14 protein-coding genes and 1 pseudogene are annotated in these 16,836 nt (G+C 71.1%); 7 read left to right on the top strand and 8 right to left on the bottom strand.

Annotated features, from left to right (window positions below):
• The first annotated feature begins 134 nt into the window (after nucleotides 1-134).
• On the top strand, nucleotides 135-542 hold the full coding sequence (locus tag MB828_RS04135) for a hypothetical protein (protein ID WP_133027732.1): 408 nt from the start codon (nucleotides 135-137) through the stop codon (nucleotides 540-542).
• Nucleotides 543-862: 320 nt separating this feature from the next.
• Here MB828_RS04135 and MB828_RS04130 read toward each other — a convergent pair whose 3' ends face one another.
• From MB828_RS04130 to MB828_RS04110, 5 genes are all read right to left on the bottom strand, one after another.
• Nucleotides 863-1,414, bottom strand: a complete 552-nt coding sequence (locus MB828_RS04130; RefSeq protein WP_301646962.1) for a hypothetical protein — start codon at nucleotides 1,412-1,414, stop codon at nucleotides 863-865.
• A 467-nt stretch (nucleotides 1,415-1,881) separates the two neighbouring features.
• The gene (locus tag MB828_RS04125) at nucleotides 1,882-3,420 is read right to left on the bottom strand and encodes a sensor histidine kinase (protein WP_301646961.1); all 1,539 of its coding nucleotides are present in this window, start codon (nucleotides 3,418-3,420) and stop codon (nucleotides 1,882-1,884) included.
• The gene (locus MB828_RS04120; protein WP_301646960.1) at nucleotides 3,417-3,626 is read right to left on the bottom strand and encodes a hypothetical protein; all 210 of its coding nucleotides are present in this window, start codon (nucleotides 3,624-3,626) and stop codon (nucleotides 3,417-3,419) included. Before MB828_RS04120 ends, MB828_RS04125 begins: the two co-directional genes overlap by 4 nt.
• 174 nt (nucleotides 3,627-3,800) lie before the next feature.
• Nucleotides 3,801-6,518, bottom strand: a complete 2,718-nt coding sequence (gene acnA / locus MB828_RS04115) for an aconitate hydratase AcnA (protein WP_301646959.1) — start codon at nucleotides 6,516-6,518, stop codon at nucleotides 3,801-3,803.
• Nucleotides 6,519-6,720: 202 nt separating this feature from the next.
• Complete coding sequence (locus tag MB828_RS04110) at nucleotides 6,721-7,140, bottom strand: winged helix-turn-helix transcriptional regulator (RefSeq protein ID WP_301646958.1); 420 nt, start codon at nucleotides 7,138-7,140, stop codon at nucleotides 6,721-6,723.
• 89 nt (nucleotides 7,141-7,229) lie between these two features.
• On the opposite strand from MB828_RS04110, the gene MB828_RS04105 reads away from it, so the two are divergent.
• From MB828_RS04105 to MB828_RS04090, 4 genes are all read left to right on the top strand, one after another.
• On the top strand, nucleotides 7,230-8,159 hold the full coding sequence (locus tag MB828_RS04105; RefSeq protein WP_301646957.1) for an NADP-dependent oxidoreductase: 930 nt from the start codon (nucleotides 7,230-7,232) through the stop codon (nucleotides 8,157-8,159).
• Nucleotides 8,160-8,207: 48 nt separating this feature from the next.
• Nucleotides 8,208-8,708 carry a MarR family winged helix-turn-helix transcriptional regulator gene (locus tag MB828_RS04100; protein WP_430381326.1) on the top strand — a complete coding sequence of 167 codons (501 nt, stop codon included), beginning with the start codon at nucleotides 8,208-8,210 and terminating at the stop codon, nucleotides 8,706-8,708.
• The gene (locus tag MB828_RS04095; protein WP_301646956.1) at nucleotides 8,699-9,937 is read left to right on the top strand and encodes an MFS transporter; all 1,239 of its coding nucleotides are present in this window, start codon (nucleotides 8,699-8,701) and stop codon (nucleotides 9,935-9,937) included. The genes MB828_RS04100 and MB828_RS04095 overlap by 10 nt, the downstream gene beginning before the upstream one ends.
• Before the next feature lie 73 nt (nucleotides 9,938-10,010).
• Nucleotides 10,011-11,540 (top strand): helix-turn-helix domain-containing protein, encoded by a 1,530-nt coding sequence (locus tag MB828_RS04090; protein WP_046729145.1) that lies wholly within the window; start codon nucleotides 10,011-10,013, stop codon nucleotides 11,538-11,540.
• A 111-nt stretch (nucleotides 11,541-11,651) separates the two neighbouring features.
• On the opposite strand, the gene MB828_RS04085 is transcribed toward MB828_RS04090, so the two are convergent.
• Entirely contained in the window at nucleotides 11,652-12,485 is an 834-nt protein-coding gene (locus MB828_RS04085) for an SAM-dependent methyltransferase (protein WP_301647043.1), read from the bottom strand.
• Nucleotides 12,486-12,697: 212 nt separating this feature from the next.
• Between MB828_RS04085 and MB828_RS04080 the strand changes: the two genes are divergently transcribed.
• A complete protein-coding gene (locus MB828_RS04080) occupies nucleotides 12,698-13,255 on the top strand; it encodes a hypothetical protein (protein ID WP_301646955.1) in 558 nt (185 codons plus the stop codon).
• 109 nt (nucleotides 13,256-13,364) lie between these two features.
• Here MB828_RS04080 and MB828_RS04075 read toward each other — a convergent pair whose 3' ends face one another.
• Nucleotides 13,365-14,627 carry an acyltransferase family protein gene (locus MB828_RS04075; protein ID WP_301646954.1) on the bottom strand — a complete coding sequence of 421 codons (1,263 nt, stop codon included), beginning with the start codon at nucleotides 14,625-14,627 and terminating at the stop codon, nucleotides 13,365-13,367.
• Nucleotides 14,628-14,823: 196 nt separating this feature from the next.
• Here MB828_RS04075 and MB828_RS04070 point away from each other — a divergent pair, with 196 nt between their 5' ends.
• Nucleotides 14,824-16,557, top strand: coding sequence for an ABC transporter ATP-binding protein (locus MB828_RS04070; protein ID WP_301646953.1), 1,734 nt, complete (start codon nucleotides 14,824-14,826; stop codon nucleotides 16,555-16,557).
• On the opposite strand, the pseudogene MB828_RS04065 reads toward MB828_RS04070, so the two are convergent.
• Nucleotides 16,533-16,836: pseudogene (locus tag MB828_RS04065) on the bottom strand (hypothetical protein); the annotation flags it as partial. The gene MB828_RS04070 and the pseudogene MB828_RS04065 overlap by 25 nt on opposite strands.

The following is a 16,836-nucleotide window of genomic DNA, read 5'->3' as shown; positions in this document are numbered from 1 at the left end:
GGTGGCGGGGACCTGCGTCCCGACGCCACCGGGACCGCGCCGCCGGCCTCGACGGAACCGACGGTGCGGCACCGAAGCCGCCGCACCGCACCACGGCGAGGGCGAGCGCCTCGCCCGAACACACGGGAGGAACCATGAACAAGCGCGGGATCACCGCAGTCGCCGCCGGCCTCGCGGCCGTCGCCCTGGGGTTCACGCCGGGCACGGCCAACGCCGCCGACAACCAGCCGCTCAGCGCCAGCACCACGGGGGCGTCCGTCTCGCTGACCGTCGACTGGACCGGTTCGGAGTCGTTCACCCTGCGCAACGTGAAGCTCAGTGACACCTCCTGTGACGCCCACCCGGTGTACTTCCACGTCACCGCGCCGGGCTTCCAGTTCCCCAACCACTGGAACTCCAGCGGCTGCGGCACCACCAGCACCTGGAGCAGCCTGTCGGGCAGCCTGGAAGGCGGCATCCACAGCCTCGGGGTGACGGTCTGTCGCGACACGACCTTCGACAACTGCAGCTCGTCGGGCGTGTCGATCAACCCCTACGACTGATCCCCGGACAGCTGTTCCTCGACAGTTGTTCCGCGACAGCTGATTCCTCGACGGCGTCCGCCGCGTCGACTACCTGCCCGGCGGCCCGGACGACATCCGGACCGCCGGGTTTTCCTGTTCCGTGTACGGCCTCATACCCGAGGCCGACGCCGGGGCTGTCGCGCACCCGCCGCTGTCGCATGCTCCCCAGGGCGGCGGCACCCGCGCGGGGTCGCCGTATTCGCGGCGCATCGGCTGACCCGGGCGCGGCCGGTTGACGCGACCGTGGCACCGAGCGCCCGAGTATCGAGGCGACCGTCTGAGGCCGACCGGCGTCCGGATCAGTCCAGATACGGCGGCAGCGAGTCGTCCTTCTTGAAGTCCGCTATGTGGATCTCGCAACTCTTCGCTGCCGCAGCGACGTTGAGAGCGTCGGCCCAGGCGTTCAACTCCAATGTGCCGTCGTCAGGCATGCCCTTCAGCCCGACATAGTGCGTCTTGCCGTCGATGAGGCCAGTTTTGTCCCGAAGTAGGTGGATGTGGGGGTTCCTCAACCGCAGGTAGTCCGTTGCCGTGTCGGCCGGCGGCGGGACAGTTGTCTCCGGCCCCTCCGGTGGCACCGGCACATGCGAGATCGGCTTCCAATCGCCTCCCGCCCACAGGGACCATTCCCCGGTGGGGTTGTTGTCGGGATGCGGGACGATCAGCACGTCGGGGGTGAGGATCCGGAGGTACAGCGAGGCCCATTCGAAATACGTGTCCGAGTAGCCCTTGGTTATCAGGTCCATGTTCAGCGACAAGATGCCGGTCTTGCTGGTCGCACGGATGGCCGCGGGCCCGACGAAGAGGATGTCGGACGTACAGGTGGGCGGGACTTTGCCGTACGTGACCATGGGTGGCTCCCTTCGTGTCCCGGGGCAGACACAGTGCCTCGGGATCTTCCGTGGAGACGGGATGAGGCCTGTCGGTGTGAGCTGCTGCGTTTCGGTGTGGTCACGAAGGCCGAGCTCACCCGGGCTTCCATTCAAGCACCGGTCAAATGGGGCTGCGAGTTGAGAGAGTTGGGTGGGCCGAGACGGTGACCGCGGCCAGCCGCCGTACGGGCCATCAGCCTGTGCGGCTACCGGACGATGTTGATGACGACACGGACGCCGACTCCGATGCCGCCGACGCCCATCAGGGCGATCCCCGACGAGAACGGCCCGAGAATGCTTTGCGGAGTCTTTAACCCGCAGCAGACTGCGTGAGCCCCGACGCCTACGCCCCCTGGAGGGAACAGGACAGGCCACGGCCCGAGACGTGGACCTGGCCCAGGAACGACCGCCCCGCGCTCCGGATCAGATCGACCGCCCGGATTCTCCTAGACCGGCGCGGTCCGGGCGCGTAGCGGCGACTCGGCGGGCGGGAGTTCGGTGACCGGGAGTTCCACCGTGAACTCGGTGCGCCCCGGTGCGCTCTGGACGTCGACACGGCCGCCGTGGGCCGCCGTGATCGCGGCGGCGATCGCCAGGCCCAGGCCCGAGCCGCCTTCCGGGACACCGGCACGCGTGCGGGAGGTGTCGGCCCGGGTGAAGCGTTCGAAGACGGCCGGGAGCAGGTCGGGCGGGATGCCGGGGCCGTCGTCGCGGACCCGGATCACCGCGGTGGTGGGGGTGGTCTCCAGCGTGGCGGTCACGGTGGTGCCCGCCGGGGTGTGCACCCGCGCGTTGGCCAGCAGGTTGGCCACCACCTGGTGCAGCCCGGCCTCGTCGCCGCGCACCAGCAGCGGTCCGTCCAGGGCGAGTTCGAGCCGCCAGACATGGCCGGTACCGGTCACCCGCGCGTCCCACACCGCCTCCGCGAGCAGCGCGGCCACGTCCACCTCGGCGGACGGCAGCGGGCGGCCCTCGTCGAGGCGGGCCAGCAGCAGGAGGTCCTCCACCAGGCTGCGCATGCGCGCGGACTCGGCGTTGACCCGGCGCCAGGCCAGGCCGGCCTCGACACGGTCCGTGCCGCGGTTCATCAGCTCCGCGTACCCGGCGATCGAGGCGAGCGGGGTGCGCAGTTCATGGCTCGCGTCGGCCAGGAACCGGCGCATCCGCTCCTCGCTGCGGCGCATCCGCTCCTCGCCGCGCTGCCGTTCGGCCAGGGACGCCTCGACGTGGTCGATCATGCGGTTGAGGGCGGCGCCGACCTGGCCGGCCTCGCTGCCGGGGTCGGTGTCCCGCTCGGGCACCCGGGTCAGGCCGGTCACCTGGCCCCGGCCGAGGGGCGCGTGGGAGACCTCGACGGCGGTGGCGGCGACCCGGCCGAGGGGGCGCAGTTGCCGTCGTATCACCACCGCGCACACGACTCCCGCCGCGGTCACACCGACCGCGGCGACCGCGAGCTCGATCTCCACCAGGCCGTCGATCGTGTCCAGTACGTCGTCCATGGGCAGCCCCGTCAGGACCCGGATGCCGCCGGCGTCCAGGGCGGCGACCCGGTAGGTGCCGAGGCCGGGGACCACGCGGGTCCGGGGCGAGCCGTCCTGGGCGATGCCCTCCAGGGCGGCCGTCTGGGCGGTGGTGAGCGAGCGCCGGGGCGTGTCCTGGCCGATCACGGCCGCGCTGAGGATGTCGCCCCTGGCGTCGACGCGGGCGGCGAGCAGGCCCGCCGGCCGGCCGCCCTCGTCGAGGAAGGCCAGGTCGTGGGTCAGCTCCGGGTGCAGGGCGGCGGCGCCGGCGTCGCGTTCGACGGCGTCGCCGACCCGGTCGTCCAGGTTGCCCATCAGGTAGGCGCGTTGGGCGAGCACGGTGGTCACTGCCGTAGCGGCGCAGAGGCAGACCAGGACCGCGGTGACGAGGACGAGCAGACGGGTGCGCAGCGACCGGCTCCGCGGCCGGACCGTCGCCTGCCGGCCGGCCGGCCGGGCGGTCATCTGCCGGCCTCCGCGGGGCGTACGACGTGGTCCGCGGGACGTACGAGGCCGTCGCCGGGCCACTGGGCGCCGGGTCCGCCGGGCGCGGGGTGGGGTCGCCGGCCGGCGTCCGCGACGGCGGCGGAGAGCAGTGCGGTGAGACCGGGTTCGTCGTCGACGACCAGGACGCGGACTCGGCCGGTTCGGGACCCTGTGGTGGCGGACATGTACCAAGTCTGTGCCGGTTGGCTGGGGGAACCCTGTGTTCCGACTGAGCTTTGGCGATGTCACGTGTAGGCAACACGCACGGGGAGCGACGGCCGGTGGCGGGCAACGCGAAAGGGCCGCGCCCCCGTTGACCGGGGACGCGGCCCTCACAGGCCCCTGCGGGCCACTGCTGACTACTTGCGGATCAGGCTGCGCAGCACGTACTGCATGATGCCGCCGTTGCGGTAGTAGTCGGCCTCACCGGGGGTGTCGATCCGGACGACCGCGTCGAACTCGACGCCCGTGTCGGTGGTGACCTTGACGGTGCGCGGGGTGGTGCCGTTGTTGAGCTCCTCGACGCCGGTGAAGGAGAAGGTCTCCTCGCCGGTCAGACCGAGGGACTCGGCGGTGGCCCCCTCCGGGAACTGGAGCGGCAGGACGCCCATGCCGATGAGGTTCGAGCGGTGGATGCGCTCGTACGACTCGGCGATGACGGCCTTGACGCCGAGCAGCGCGGTGCCCTTGGCGGCCCAGTCGCGGGACGAGCCGGAGCCGTACTCCTTGCCGGCCAGGACGACCAGCGGGATGCCCTGCTCGATGTAGTTGCGCGAGGCGTCGTAGATGAACGCCACCGGCGCGTCGGCCTGGGTGAAGTCGCGGGTGTAGCCGCCCTCGGTGCCCGGCGCGATCTGGTTGCGCAGGCGGATGTTGGCGAACGTGCCGCGGATCATGACCTCGTGGTTGCCTCGGCGGGAGCCGTAGCTGTTGAAGTCACGACGCTCCACACCGTGCTCGGTGAGGTACTTGCCGGCCGGGGTGTCGGCCTTGATGGCGCCGGCGGGCGAGATGTGGTCGGTGGTGACCGAGTCGCCGAGCTTGGCGAGGACGCGGGCGCCGGCGATGTCGGTGACCGGGGCCGGCTCGTGCTGCATGCCCTCGAAGTAGGGGGGCTTGCGGACGTAGGTCGACTCGGCGTCCCACTCGAAGGTGTTGCCGGTCGGGACCGGGAGGGACTGCCACTGGGCGTCGCCGGCGAAGACGTCGGCGTAGGACTTGTTGAACATGTCCTCGCCGATCGCGTTGGCGACGACGTCGTTGACCTCGGCCTCGGTCGGCCAGATGTCGGACAGGTAGACCGGCTTGCCGTCCTGGTCGGTGCCGAGGGCGTCCTTGGTGATGTCCACCTTCATGGAGCCGGCGAGCGCGTAGGCGACCACCAGCGGCGGGGAGGCCAGGTAGTTCATCTTGACGTCGGGGTTGATCCGGCCCTCGAAGTTCCGGTTGCCGGAGAGGACCGAGGTGACCGCGAGGTCGTGGTCGTTGACGGCCTTGGAGACCTCCTCCGGCAGCGGGCCGGAGTTGCCGATGCAGGTGGTGCAGCCGTAACCGACCAGGTTGAAGCCGACCTTGTCGAGGTACGGGGTCAGGCCCGCCTTCTCGAAGTAGTCGGTGACGACCTTGGAGCCCGGGGCGAGGGTGGTCTTGACCCAGGGCTTGCGGGTCAGGCCCTTCTCCACGGCCTTCTTCGCGACCAGCGCGGCGGCGACCATGACGTACGGGTTCGAGGTGTTGGTGCAGGAGGTGATGGCCGCGACGGTGACCGCGCCGTGGTCGATCTCGTACGTGGTGCCGTCGGGGGCGGTCACGGTGACCGGGTTGGACGGGACGCCGTTCGGGGCGACCGCGGGGGCGTCGGAGGCCGGGAAGGACTCCTTGCCGGCCTCGTCCACGGCGTCGACGTAGTTGAGGACGTCCGACTTGAACTGCTGGGCGGCGTTCGCGAGGACGATGCGGTCCTGCGGGCGCTTCGGGCCGGCGATGGAGGGGACGACCGTGGAGAGGTCCAGCTCCAGCTTCTCGGAGAAGTCGGGCTCGGCCTGCGGGTCCAGCCAGAGGCCCTGCTCCTTGGCGTACGCCTCGACGAGCGCGACCTGCTGGTCGCTGCGGCCGGTCAGGCGCAGGTAGTTCAGGGTCTCGCCGTCGATCGGGAAGATCGCGGCGGTGGAGCCGAACTCGGGAGACATGTTGCCGATGGTGGCGCGGTTGGCGAGGCTCGTGGCCGCCACGCCCTCGCCGTAGAACTCGACGAACTTGCCGACCACACCGTGCTTGCGGAGCATCTCGGTGATGGTGAGGACGAGGTCCGTGGCGGTGGTGCCCGGCTTCAGCTCACCGGTCAGCTTGAAGCCGACGACGCGCGGGATGAGCATGGAGACCGGCTGGCCGAGCATGGCGGCCTCGGCCTCGATGCCGCCGACGCCCCAGCCGAGCACGCCGAGGCCGTTGACCATGGTGGTGTGCGAGTCGGTGCCGACCAGGGTGTCCGGGTAGGCCTGCCCGTTGCGGACCATCACCGTGCGCGCGAGGTGCTCGATGTTCACCTGGTGGACGATGCCGGTGCCCGGCGGGACGACCTTGAACTCGTCGAACGCGGTCTGGCCCCAGCGCAGGAACTGGTAGCGCTCCTTGTTGCGGCCGTACTCCAGCTCGACGTTCTGCTTGAAGGCGTCGTTGGTGCCGAACTTGTCGGCGATGACGGAGTGGTCGATGACCAGCTCGGCCGGGGCCAGCGGGTTGATCTTCGCCGGGTCGCCGCCGAGCTCCTTCACGGCCTCACGCATGGTGGCGAGGTCGACGACACAGGGGACGCCGGTGAAGTCCTGCATGATCACGCGAGCCGGCGTGAACTGGATCTCCTGGCTGGGCTGGGCCTGCGAGTCCCAGCCGCCGAGGGCGCGGATGTGGTCGGCGGTGATGTTCGCGCCGTCCTCCGTGCGGAGCAGGTTCTCCAGCAGCACCTTCAGGCTGTACGGAAGGCGAGCCGAGCCTTCCACCTTGTCCAGCCGGAAGATCTCGTACGACTCGTCGCCCACCTGCAGCGTGCTGCGGGCGTCGAAGCTGTTCGCCGACACGACAGTCTCCTTCATTGATGTGCGCGTACCACCACGATCCTGCCGCCACGCCGACTTGGCCGTTCCACTAAGGTAAGGCTAAGTTAGGTAACCCTTAGTCGGGCGGCGGTCCCGGTGCGCCTGGCAGATATCTCGATGTCGAGATAACTCTAGTACACCAGGGCCGGATGGTCATGCCCGGGCGCTCCTCGTCCTGTCTCGCTCAATCGAGTCGACTGCTCAGCGAACCGAGTCGTTCGGGCTTCTCGCCATGGGCGGCCGGCTCGGGGGCGGCGTCGAGCGCATCGAGCACCGCGTCGCCGTTCACCCTCGCCCACTCGGTCAGCATGTGGATCGGATCGATCAGCGTCGCCCCGAGCGGGGTGAGCTCGTACTCGACTCGGGGCGGCACCTCGGCATAGGCGTGGCGGCGGATGAGTCCATGCGCCTCGAGCCGCCGAAGCGTCTGGGTGAGCATCTTGCGGGAGATGCCGCCGATCAGCTCGATCAGCTCACCGTGGCGCACCGGGCCCCTGCTGAGGCCGTAGAGCACGACCACCGTCCACTTGTCGGCGATCAGCTCGACCGCAAGACGCGCCGGACAGTCGGCGAGAAAGCAATCCCCGGGACCGAAACCGCTCATGGCGCCAAAGGTACCCGCGCCGAAGGTACCTGCTGGTTCCTGTCACATTCATAGCCTGGGTGCTCTCCCCTTCCAGAGCCAGGAGAGTCATGCGAGTCATCACCCAGCAGACGCTCGGCGGTCCCGAGGTGCTCACCATCGTGGACGCGCCCGAGCCCCAGCCCCTTCCGACCGAGGTTCTCGTCCGCGTCAAGGCGATCGGGCTGAACCCGCTGGAGGCGCGCCTGCGCGCCGGCGAGTTCCCCCTGATAGGCCAGCCGCCGTTCGTTCTGGGCTGGGACATCAGCGGCGTGGTCGAGGAGGCGCCGGGGACGTGGCGGTTCAGGCCCGGCGACGAGGTGTTCGGGATGCCGCTGTTCCCGCGGGCGGCGAGCGCGTACGCCGAGTTCGTGTCGGCGCCGGCGTTGCACCTGGCACGCAAGCCGGCGTCGCTCTCGCACGTCGAGGCGTCGGCACTGCCGGTCGTCGGGCTGACGGCGTGGCAGGGTCTCGTCGACCTCGGCGGCGTGAGGGAGGGCGACCGCGTCCTGGTCCACGGCGGCGGTGGCGGGGTCGGCCACGTCGCGATCCAGATCGCGAAAGCGTTCGGCGCGCACGTGATCACCACCGCCGGCGGAGGCAAGCGGAAGTTCGTCGAGGGGTTCGGCGCCGACGAGGTGATCGACTACACGGCGGTCGACTTCACCGAGGCGGTCCGCGACGTCGACGTCGTGCTCGACACGATCGGCGGCGACACCGTCGAGCGGTCGCTCGAAGTGCTCCGCCCGGGCGGTCACCTGGTGACGGCGGTCGCCGAGGAGGATTCGGAGCTCATCGCCAGGTACGAGGCGGCCGGCATGCGCTTCAGCGGCATCGCGGTGGAACCCGATCCCGTCGCCCTGCGAGGTCTCGTCGAACTCGTCGAACAGGGCAGGCTCCGGGTCCACGTGCAGGAGACGTTCCCGTTCGAGCGCGTCGCCGACGCGCACCGGCTGCTCGACGGCGGTCACCTCCAGGGCAAGCTCGTCCTCACCGTCTGATCCCGCCAAAGTAACAGTGCTTATATAAGCACTGTTACGATGCGGATCATGGCCGATCCCCGTTCACCCGATCCGACGCAGGAGAGCCTCTGGCGGCCCCTGCGGCTGCTCCAGGCGGCGATGGACGCCGACATCGCCCGGCTCTACGACGAGCGGCAGATCGACGGGCTCAGACCCAGCTACGTCATGGAGTTGCTCCGGCTGCACGCCCATGGGCCCATGACCATCGCGGAACTGGCCGAGTCGGTCCAGCGCACGCATTCGGCGCTCAGCCAGAAGGTCGCGGCGATGCGCGAGGCCGGGTGGGTGCGGACCGTCGCGGGCGACGACGCGCGCACCAGGCAGGTGACGCTCACCGACAAGGCCCGGCGCGTCGTGGGCCGTCTGGCCGCGGAATGGCGGGCCACCGAGGCAGCCCTGGCCGAACTCGAGGCCGAGATCCCCTACCCGCTCTCCCGGGTCGTCGCCGACATCGAGCGGGCTCTGGAGCACAGGAGCTTCCACGACCGGATCGCCGGGAAACTGGCCGAGGACCCCGGATGGGGATGAGACGCACGCTGATCGACGTGACTCCGTTACGGAGCTCACCCCCGTTCCGGCGGCTGTGGATCGGACAGACGCTGTCCGGCTTCGGCAGCCAGATGACACTCGTCGCCGTGATGTTCCAGGTCTGGCAGTTGACGGGGAGCACCACGTGGACGGGTGCCGTCGGGCTGGCACAGGCGATCCCCGTCGTCGCGTTCGGACTCTTCGCCGGATCGCTCGTCGACCGGGGGGATCCGCGGAGGTTCCTCCTGTTCACGACCGGCGGGCAGGCGCTGTGTTCGCTCCTTCTCGCGCTACAGGCCTTCCTCGGCCGGTTCCCCGCGGCCGGCGTCCTGGGGCTGGTCGCACTCCAGTCCTGCTGCGGCGCGGGCGGCGGCCCTGCCGCACGAGCCGTCCTGCCGCGCCTGCTGCCCGAGCACCGGCTGGCCGCCGGGCTGGCGTTGCGACGGATCGCCTTCCAGGGCGCCATGCTGCTCGGTCCCGCACTGAGCGGACTGGTCGTGGGCGGACCGGGAGCGGGTGCCTGCTACCTGCTGGACGCCCTGACCTTCCTCGCCGCGCTGTACGGCGCGTTCGGCCTGCCGCGGGCGGAACCCGCGGCCGAGCCGGCCCGCCCCGGTGCGCGCGGCGTGCCGGCCGGCCTGGCGTTCCTGGGCCGCACCCCCGTCGTCCGCGGCGCCCTGCTCGCGGACCTGGCCACCACCGTACTGTCCATGCCCGTCAGCCTGTTCCCCCTGATCAACGCCGAACGGTTCGGCGGCGACCCGCGCACCCTCGGACTGTTCCTCACCGCCGTCGCCGCCGGCGGTGTCGCCGCGTCGCTGTTCTCCGGAACCTTCACCCGCTCCCCGCGCCCCGGCCTGGTCATGCTCGGCGGAGCCGCGGCCTGGGGCGCCTCGTTGACGCTGTTCGGCCTGTCGTCCGACCCCTGGGCCGGTCTGGCCTTCCTCGTCACGGCCGGCGCCGCCGACACCGTCTCCGTCGTGTCCCGGAGCACGGTCGTCCAGCTGCACACCCCGCACGATCTGCTCGGCCGCGTCGGCGCCGCCGAGCAGATCGTCGGCCAGGCCGGACCCGACATCGGCAACCTGCGCGGCGGCCTGGTCGCGGACGCCACCTCGGGTACGGCGGCGCTCGTCAGCGGCGGTCTGCTCTGCCTGGCCGCCATCGCCATAGTGGGCGCAACCACCGCAGAACTACGCAATCCCCTCACCGATCGGCCGAACGGGTAGTCTCGTTGACACAACGTCACCCGAACGGACCCCCCAACAAGTGCCATCTCATATCTGAGATAACCTCTGTCTCATGTCAGACGACTACCTCGTACGCATCGGCAAGCTCATCCGTGACGCCCGGCAGCACCGCGGCTGGACACAGGCACAGCTGGCGGAGGCCCTCGGCACCAGTCAGAGCGCTGTCAACCGCATCGAACGCGGCAATCAAAACATCAGCCTTGAGATGATCGCCCGAATCGGTGAAGCCCTGGACAGCGAGATCGTCTCACTGGGCTACGCGGGCCCGATGCATCTGCGGGTGGTCGGCGGTCGCCGGCTCTCCGGTGCGATCGACGTGAAGACCAGCAAGAACGCCTGCGTGGCCCTGCTGTGCGCCTCGCTCCTCAACAAGGGCCGCACGGTGCTGCGCCGGGTGGCCCGCATCGAGGAGGTGTACCGCCTGCTGGAGGTGCTCAACTCCATCGGCGTGCGCACCCGTTGGATCAACGACGGGGTGGACCTGGAACTGGTGCCGCCGGCCGACCTCGACATGGCCTCGATCGACGCCGAGGCCGCCGTACGCACCCGCTCGATCATCATGTTCTTCGGTCCGCTGCTGCACCGCATGGACCACTTCAAGCTGCCGTACGCCGGCGGCTGCGACCTGGGCACGCGGACCATCGAGCCGCACATGATCGCCTTGCGCCGGTTCGGTCTCGACATCGCGGCGACCGAGGGCCAGTACCACGCCCAGGTCGACCGGGCGATCCGGCCCGACCGCCCGATCGTGCTGACCGAGCGCGGCGACACCGTCACCGAGAACGCGCTGCTGGCCGCCGCCCGCCACGACGGCGTCACCGTCATCCGCAACGCGTCCTCCAACTACATGGTCCAGGACCTCTGCTTCTTCCTGGAGGCGCTGGGCGTCCGCGTGGAGGGCATCGGCACCACCACCCTGACCGTGCACGGCGTCCCGAACATCGACGTGGACGTGGACTACTCCCCCTCCGAGGACCCGGTCGAGGCGATGAGCCTGCTGGCCGCGGCGGTGGTGACGGAGTCGGAGCTGACGGTGCGCCGGGTGCCGATCGAGTTCCTGGAGATCGAGCTGGCGGTCCTGGAGGAGATGGGCCTCGACCACGACCGCAGCGCCGAGTACTTCGCGGACAACGGCCGCACCCGCCTGACCGACCTCACGGTCCGCCCCTCCAAGCTGGAAGCGCCGATCGACAAGATCCACCCCATGCCGTTCCCCGGCCTGAACATCGACAACGTCCCCTTCTTCGCCGCCATCGCCGCGGTCGCCCAGGGCAAGACGCTGATCCACGACTGGGTGTACGACAACCGCGCGATCTACCTCACCGACCTGAACCGCCTCGGGGGCCGCCTCCAGCTCCTCGACCCGCACCGGGTCCTGGTGGAGGGCCCGACCCGCTGGCGCGCCGCCGAGATGATGTGCCCGCCTGCCCTGCGCCCCGCAGTGGTCGTCCTGCTGGCGATGATGGCGGCCGAGGGCACGTCGGTGCTGCGCAACGTGTACGTCATCAACCGCGGCTACGAGGACCTCGCCGAACGCCTGAACTCGATCGGCGCCCAGATCGAGATCTTCCGGGACATCTGACGCGCGGATGCCGCCGCACTCCTCCTTGACCCGCTGAGTGGCTGGGCACGGAGGGGTGCGGCGGTATCTCCCGGACTTCTGGCGCGCGGCGGGCTACGGGCAGGCCGAAGGTCACGGCTTCAGCGCCACGGCTCCCAGCTGGGGTACGACCGCGGGGTCTTCCCCGGGCTCCGGCCGCCACAGCGAGCAGGACACGAGCCCGGGCTCCAGGAGCGTGAGCCCGTCGAAGTACTGGGCGACCTCCTCGCTGCTGCGGGCGGTGACCGGCGGCTTGGCGTTGGCGTTCCAGAACTCCATCGCCTCGAGCTGGAGGTCGCCGCCGAGTTCGGGCTCCGTGGTGGGGTGGGTCAGTACGAGGAAGCTGCCGGGAGGCAGGGCTTCCACGAGCCGACGTGCGATGGCCCGCGCCTCGTCACCGTCGAGGACGAAGTTGAGGATGCCGAGCAGCATGAGTGCGGTGGGCTTGCTGAAGTCGAGGGTGCGTCCGGAGAGGCGCAGAATGGTGTCCGCGTCGTGCACATCGGCGTCGATGTAGTCGGTGGCGCCTTCCGGGGAACTGGTCAGCAGGGCGCGGGCGTGCGCGAGCACGATGGGGTCGTTGTCGACGTACACGATCCGCGACTCGGGGGCGATCCGCTGGGCGATCTCGTGGGTGTTCTCCAGGGCCGGCAGACCGGTGCCGATGTCGAGGAACTGACGGATGCCGTGTTCCTCTGCCAGACAGCGTACGGCGCGGCCGAGGAACTCCCGGTCGGCGCGCGCAATGTCGCGTATGACGGGGATCATTCCGGCAACATGATCGCCTACCTGCTGGTCGACCTCGTAGTTGTCCTTGCCGCCCTGCCAGTAGTTCCACACGCGAGCGTTGTGCGCCGTCTTGGTGTCGAGTCGCTGCCCTGCGGCGGTGGCGCCCTGGTTCTCGCTCACGTCTTCCTCTCCTCGCATGCTCAAGAACCGCATGTAATAAGGCACTTGCGGTCACGGCTGCGCCATCGCACATCGGTGGGCGTCATTCTGCCGTACACCGCCGTCGTCGTGTCGGGGGGTGCCGGTGATGGTCAAGAGTGCGTCATGGGGCGGTGGCTGGTGAGAGGCGCGCGGGTCGGTCGCGTACTGGACGGAGCAAGCAGCTGTGACTCCCGACGAAGGGCGACTCCTTGAACCCGCGACGCATCGTTCCGAGCCTCGTCGTAGGGCTGGCCTCCGCGTTCCTGCTGGGTGCCTGCGGCTCCTCGGCCGACACCGGCAGTGTCGCCCCGGTGACGCCGGCCGCGTCGGACCCCGCGCCCTCCACCACGGCCGCCGCCTCGACGCCGGGCGACGGCGGCGGGTCCGCGAGCACGGCCCCGGGGGTGACCACCGCGGTGGCGGCCCAGGCGGTCGACGGGATCGGCACCGTCGTCACCGACGACAAGGGGATGGCCCTCTACCGCTTCGACAAGGACCAGCCGAGTCCGTCGAAGTGGACCTGCTCCGGCACGTGCACGAAGACGTGGATCCCTGTCATCGTGCCGGAAACCGTGCGGGCCTCGGGGGTACGGCAGAGCCTCCTCGGTACGGTCCACCGGAACGGTCAGACGCAACTGACCCTCGCCGGCTGGCCGCTCTACCGGTACGTCGGCGACACGGCGGCCGGTCAGGTGAACGGGCAGGGGAAGGACGGCGAGTGGTACGCGGTCGCCCCGTCAGGACAGAGGTCCGCCCCGACGGGGTGACGGTGACGGCGGGCCGGCGCCGACTCACCGTCGGCCCCTCCCGTCCGGGTCAGCCCCTCCCGTTCCGGGTCAGCCCCTCCCGTTCCGGGTCAGCCCCTCCCGTTCCGGGTCAGCCCTTCCGGTTCCGGCCGGTCCACCAGGAACTCCCGTGTTCAGCGAGGGACTTCCAGGACCTGTTCCGCTTGAACGGTATCTCGAAGATCTTCGAGAACAGCCACGCCGTGCACACCGCGACCGGCAGGGCCACGACGAGCGTGAAGCAGAACGTAGGCAGTCCACGTGCCACGAAGTGCGGGGCGACGCGGCGGATCACCGTCATGACGATCGGCAGATGGATCAGGTAGAGGCTGTAGGAGAGGTCGCCGAGGGCCCGCACGGGGCGCGTGGTCAACAGCCGTACGAGGAAGGCCGGTTGGCCGGTGGCGACGGCGGCCAGGAGCATCGTCATGGCAGGCGCGATGGCCAGGTCGATCCAGAAGTAGTGGTTCACCGTCCACACGGAACCCCGGAGGGCACCGAGCGCCAGGACGGGCAGCGCGGCCAGGACGGCCAGCCACCCCCACGGCAGCCGCCGGACGCGGTCGGACGCGCTGATGACGCCCGCGCCGATCACACCGGCGGCGAACACCGGAGCCAGATGCGGGGCGAGCCAGTTGTCGCCCTCCACGGGGGACGCGCCGGCCGCCATGAGTCCGCCGGCGACCACCGGGAGCGTGACGCACCCGGCCAGGACCGCGGCGCCCCACCGCCGGCGCAGGACGAGCAGGAGCGGGAAGAGGAGATAGAGCTCGGCCTCCACCCCGATCGACCAGAACGCGCCGTTCGGCGTCGGAGCGGTGACGACGTCCTGGGTGAGGAGGCCGTACACCAGTACCGTCGTGCCGGTGGGCGGCCCGAAGTGCGAGGCCGGCACCACGAGGTAGGAGACGAGCAGGCTCATGGCCAGCGCGGCCCAGTACGGCGGCAGGATGCGCCAGGCCCGGCGGCGCAGGAACTCGCCCACGCCACCCGACCGCCAGCCGTGCCGGGCCGGGGAGATCGCCAGCGAGAACCCGGACAGCACCAGGAAGAAGACGACGGCGAGCCGCCCGAACATCAGGGCGTCCAGCCAGGGCGGCGCCGAACTGTCGGGGTAGCCGGGGAAGGTGTACAGCCAGCAGTGGAACAGGACGACGTACAGGGCCGCCAGCCCACGCAGACCGTCCAGGCCCCGTACTTGCCGGCGGTCCCGGGCTCCGGCCTCCCGCGCCTCCGGCGTCTCCCCCGTCTCCGGCGTCTCCCCCCTCTTCCGCGCTTCCCGCGTCTCCTGCGCTTCCCGGCGAGCGGGGGTGGCCAGGTCGAGGGCGCTGCCCGCCGAGCTGCTCGAGTGCACTGAAATCGTCCGGCCCTTCCCCTGGTTCACCGGCCTCCGTGCGCCGGCGACGTCGCCGGGCGGCCCGGTGCCGTCCGCGGCAACTGGTACGTGACGCCGGTCCGGGCCGTTCAACGGGCGGCCACCGCGGGGATTGACGGCACCGCATTTACTTAGAGTAGCCTTGCCTAAGTTGACCGTCTCCGGAGGGTGGCCGGTGGGATCAGGGGAACTGTCGGGGCGGGACGTCCTGGGGAGCGCGGTCAAAGGGCAGGGACGGCGGGTCGCGGCCGGTTCGGTGCTCGGCTCTCTGCACCAGCTCGGGGAAGCCCTGGTTCCGGTGCTCGTCGGCGTGGTCGTCGACCAGGCCGTGGCCGGGCAGGACGCCGGGCGGCTGGTGCTCTGGCTGGCCGTACTGGCCGTCATGTACGTATGCCTGTCGTGGAGTTTCCGGCTCGGTGCGCGGGCCGGCGAACGCGGCGCCGAGGAGGCCGCCCACGAACTGCGGCTGGCGGTCGTACGCCGCGTCCTCGACGCGCGGGGCGGGGCCGAGAGCGACCGGCTCCCCGGGGAGCTCGCCAACGTCGCCACCGAGGACGCGAAACGTGTCGGCGCCGTCAACATGGCGCTGATGAGCGGGATATCGGCCGTGGCGGGCATCGCCGTGAGCGCCGTGGCGCTGCTGCTCACCTCTCTGACGCTCGGTCTGATCGTGCTGCTCGGCACGCCCGTGCTGCTGTGGCTCGGACATCTGCTCAGCAAGCCGCTGGAGCGGCGCAGCGCGGCCGAGCAGGACCGGGCCGCGGGCGCCGCCGGGGTCGCGGCCGACCTGGTGGCCGGGCTGCGGGTGCTCAAGGGGCTCGGCGCGCAGCAGGCGGCCGTCGAGCGGTACCGGCGCGCCAGCGGCGTCTCACTCACGGCCACCCTGCGCGCCGCGCGCGCCGAGTCCTGGCAGACGGGACTCGTCCTGGCCCTGACCGGCGGGTTCATCGCGCTGATCGCCTGGGTCGGCGGACGGCTGGCGCTCGACGGCTCCCTCACCCTCGGGCAGTTGGTGTCGGCGGTGGGCCTCGCGCTGTTCCTGCTGGGGCCGTTGGAGACGTTCGCCTGGGTCAACGCCGAACTGGCGCAGGGGCGGGCCTCCGCCGCCCGGATCGCGGACGTGCTCGCCGTCCCGCCCGCCGTCGTCGGCGGGGACGAGCCGGTCCCGCACGTGGTGCGCGGGGAGCTGCGGCTGCGCGGGGTCCGGCTCGGCGGGCTGGCGGGGCTCGACCTCGACGTGGCCGCCGGGCGGCTGACCGGGATCGCGGTCACCGACCCGGCCTGTGCCGACGCTCTGTTGAGCTGCCTGGGCCGGGAGGCCGACCCGGAGTCGGGGTCCGTCGAGCTGGACGGGGTGCCGCTGACCCGGCTGGACCCGGCGGGGCTGCGCGCCGCGGTGCTGGTCGCCGCGCACGACGCCGCGTTGTTCGAGGGGTCCCTGGCCGGCAACGTGCTGCCGGAGGACGCAGGAGTGGACGACGGAGTGGACGACGGAGACCGAGGGGAGCCGGATCCGAGGACGGTCGCCGCCATGGCCGCCGCCGACGCCGACGAGGTCGCCCGGTCACTGCCGCACGGCACGGCCACCGGGGTGGGCGAGGGCGGCCGGTCGCTGTCCGGCGGGCAACGGCAGCGCGTCCTGCTGGCCCGGGCCCTGCGCGCCGGACCGCCCGTCCTGGTCGTGCACGATCCGACGACGGCCGTGGACGCCGTCACCGAGGCCCGAATCGCCCAAGGAATACGGGAGTTGAGACAGGGGCGGACGACGGTCGTGGTGACCAACAGCCCGGCGCTGCTCGCTGTGACCGACCGGGTGGTGCTGCTGGACGGCGGCCGGGTCGGAGCCGAGGGCACCCACGCCGAACTCGCCCGCACCGACACGGCCTACCGCACGGCGGTCCTCGCATGACCGGCACCACAGGACCGAACGGAGGCGCGAGGCAGGACGGAGGCGCCGGGCAGAACAGGAGTGTTGAGCCGGACGGAGGCGCCAGGCAGGACGGGAGCGTCGAGCCGGGCGCAGGTGCCGGGCCGGGCGCGGGTACCGGGCCGGGCGCGGGTGCCGGGCCGGGCGCGGGTACCGGGCCGGGCGCGGGTGCCGGGCCGGGCGCGGGTATCGGGCCGGGCGCGGGTATCGGGCCGGGCGCGGGTGCCGGGCCGGGCGCGGGTATCGGGCCGGGCGCGGCGG

Origin of the sequence: Streptomyces arenae, from assembly GCF_022343545.1 — a bacterium.
GTDB lineage: Bacteria > Actinomycetota > Actinomycetes > Streptomycetales > Streptomycetaceae > Streptomyces > Streptomyces humi.
Note: the sequence above shows the minus strand (reverse complement) of the source record. Positions and strands in the feature narration are given on the sequence as shown.

Excerpts from the sequence above, each read along its gene's own strand:
- MB828_RS04135 (WP_133027732.1), top strand. The coding sequence starts at position 135 with ATGAACAAGCGCGGGATCACCGCAGTCGCCGCCGGCCTCGCGGCCGTC.
- MB828_RS04130 (WP_301646962.1), bottom strand. The coding sequence starts at position 1,414 with ATGGTCACGTACGGCAAAGTCCCGCCCACCTGTACGTCCGACATCCTC.
- MB828_RS04125 (WP_301646961.1), bottom strand. The coding sequence starts at position 3,420 with ATGACCGCCCGGCCGGCCGGCCGGCAGGCGACGGTCCGGCCGCGGAGC.
- MB828_RS04120 (WP_301646960.1), bottom strand. The coding sequence starts at position 3,626 with ATGTCCGCCACCACAGGGTCCCGAACCGGCCGAGTCCGCGTCCTGGTC.
- MB828_RS04110 (WP_301646958.1), bottom strand. The coding sequence starts at position 7,140 with ATGAGCGGTTTCGGTCCCGGGGATTGCTTTCTCGCCGACTGTCCGGCG.
- MB828_RS04105 (WP_301646957.1), top strand. The coding sequence starts at position 7,230 with ATGCGAGTCATCACCCAGCAGACGCTCGGCGGTCCCGAGGTGCTCACC.
- MB828_RS04100 (WP_430381326.1), top strand. The coding sequence starts at position 8,208 with ATGGCCGATCCCCGTTCACCCGATCCGACGCAGGAGAGCCTCTGGCGG.
- MB828_RS04095 (WP_301646956.1), top strand. The coding sequence starts at position 8,699 with ATGGGGATGAGACGCACGCTGATCGACGTGACTCCGTTACGGAGCTCA.
- MB828_RS04090 (WP_046729145.1), top strand. The coding sequence starts at position 10,011 with ATGTCAGACGACTACCTCGTACGCATCGGCAAGCTCATCCGTGACGCC.
- MB828_RS04085 (WP_301647043.1), bottom strand. The coding sequence starts at position 12,485 with ATGCGAGGAGAGGAAGACGTGAGCGAGAACCAGGGCGCCACCGCCGCA.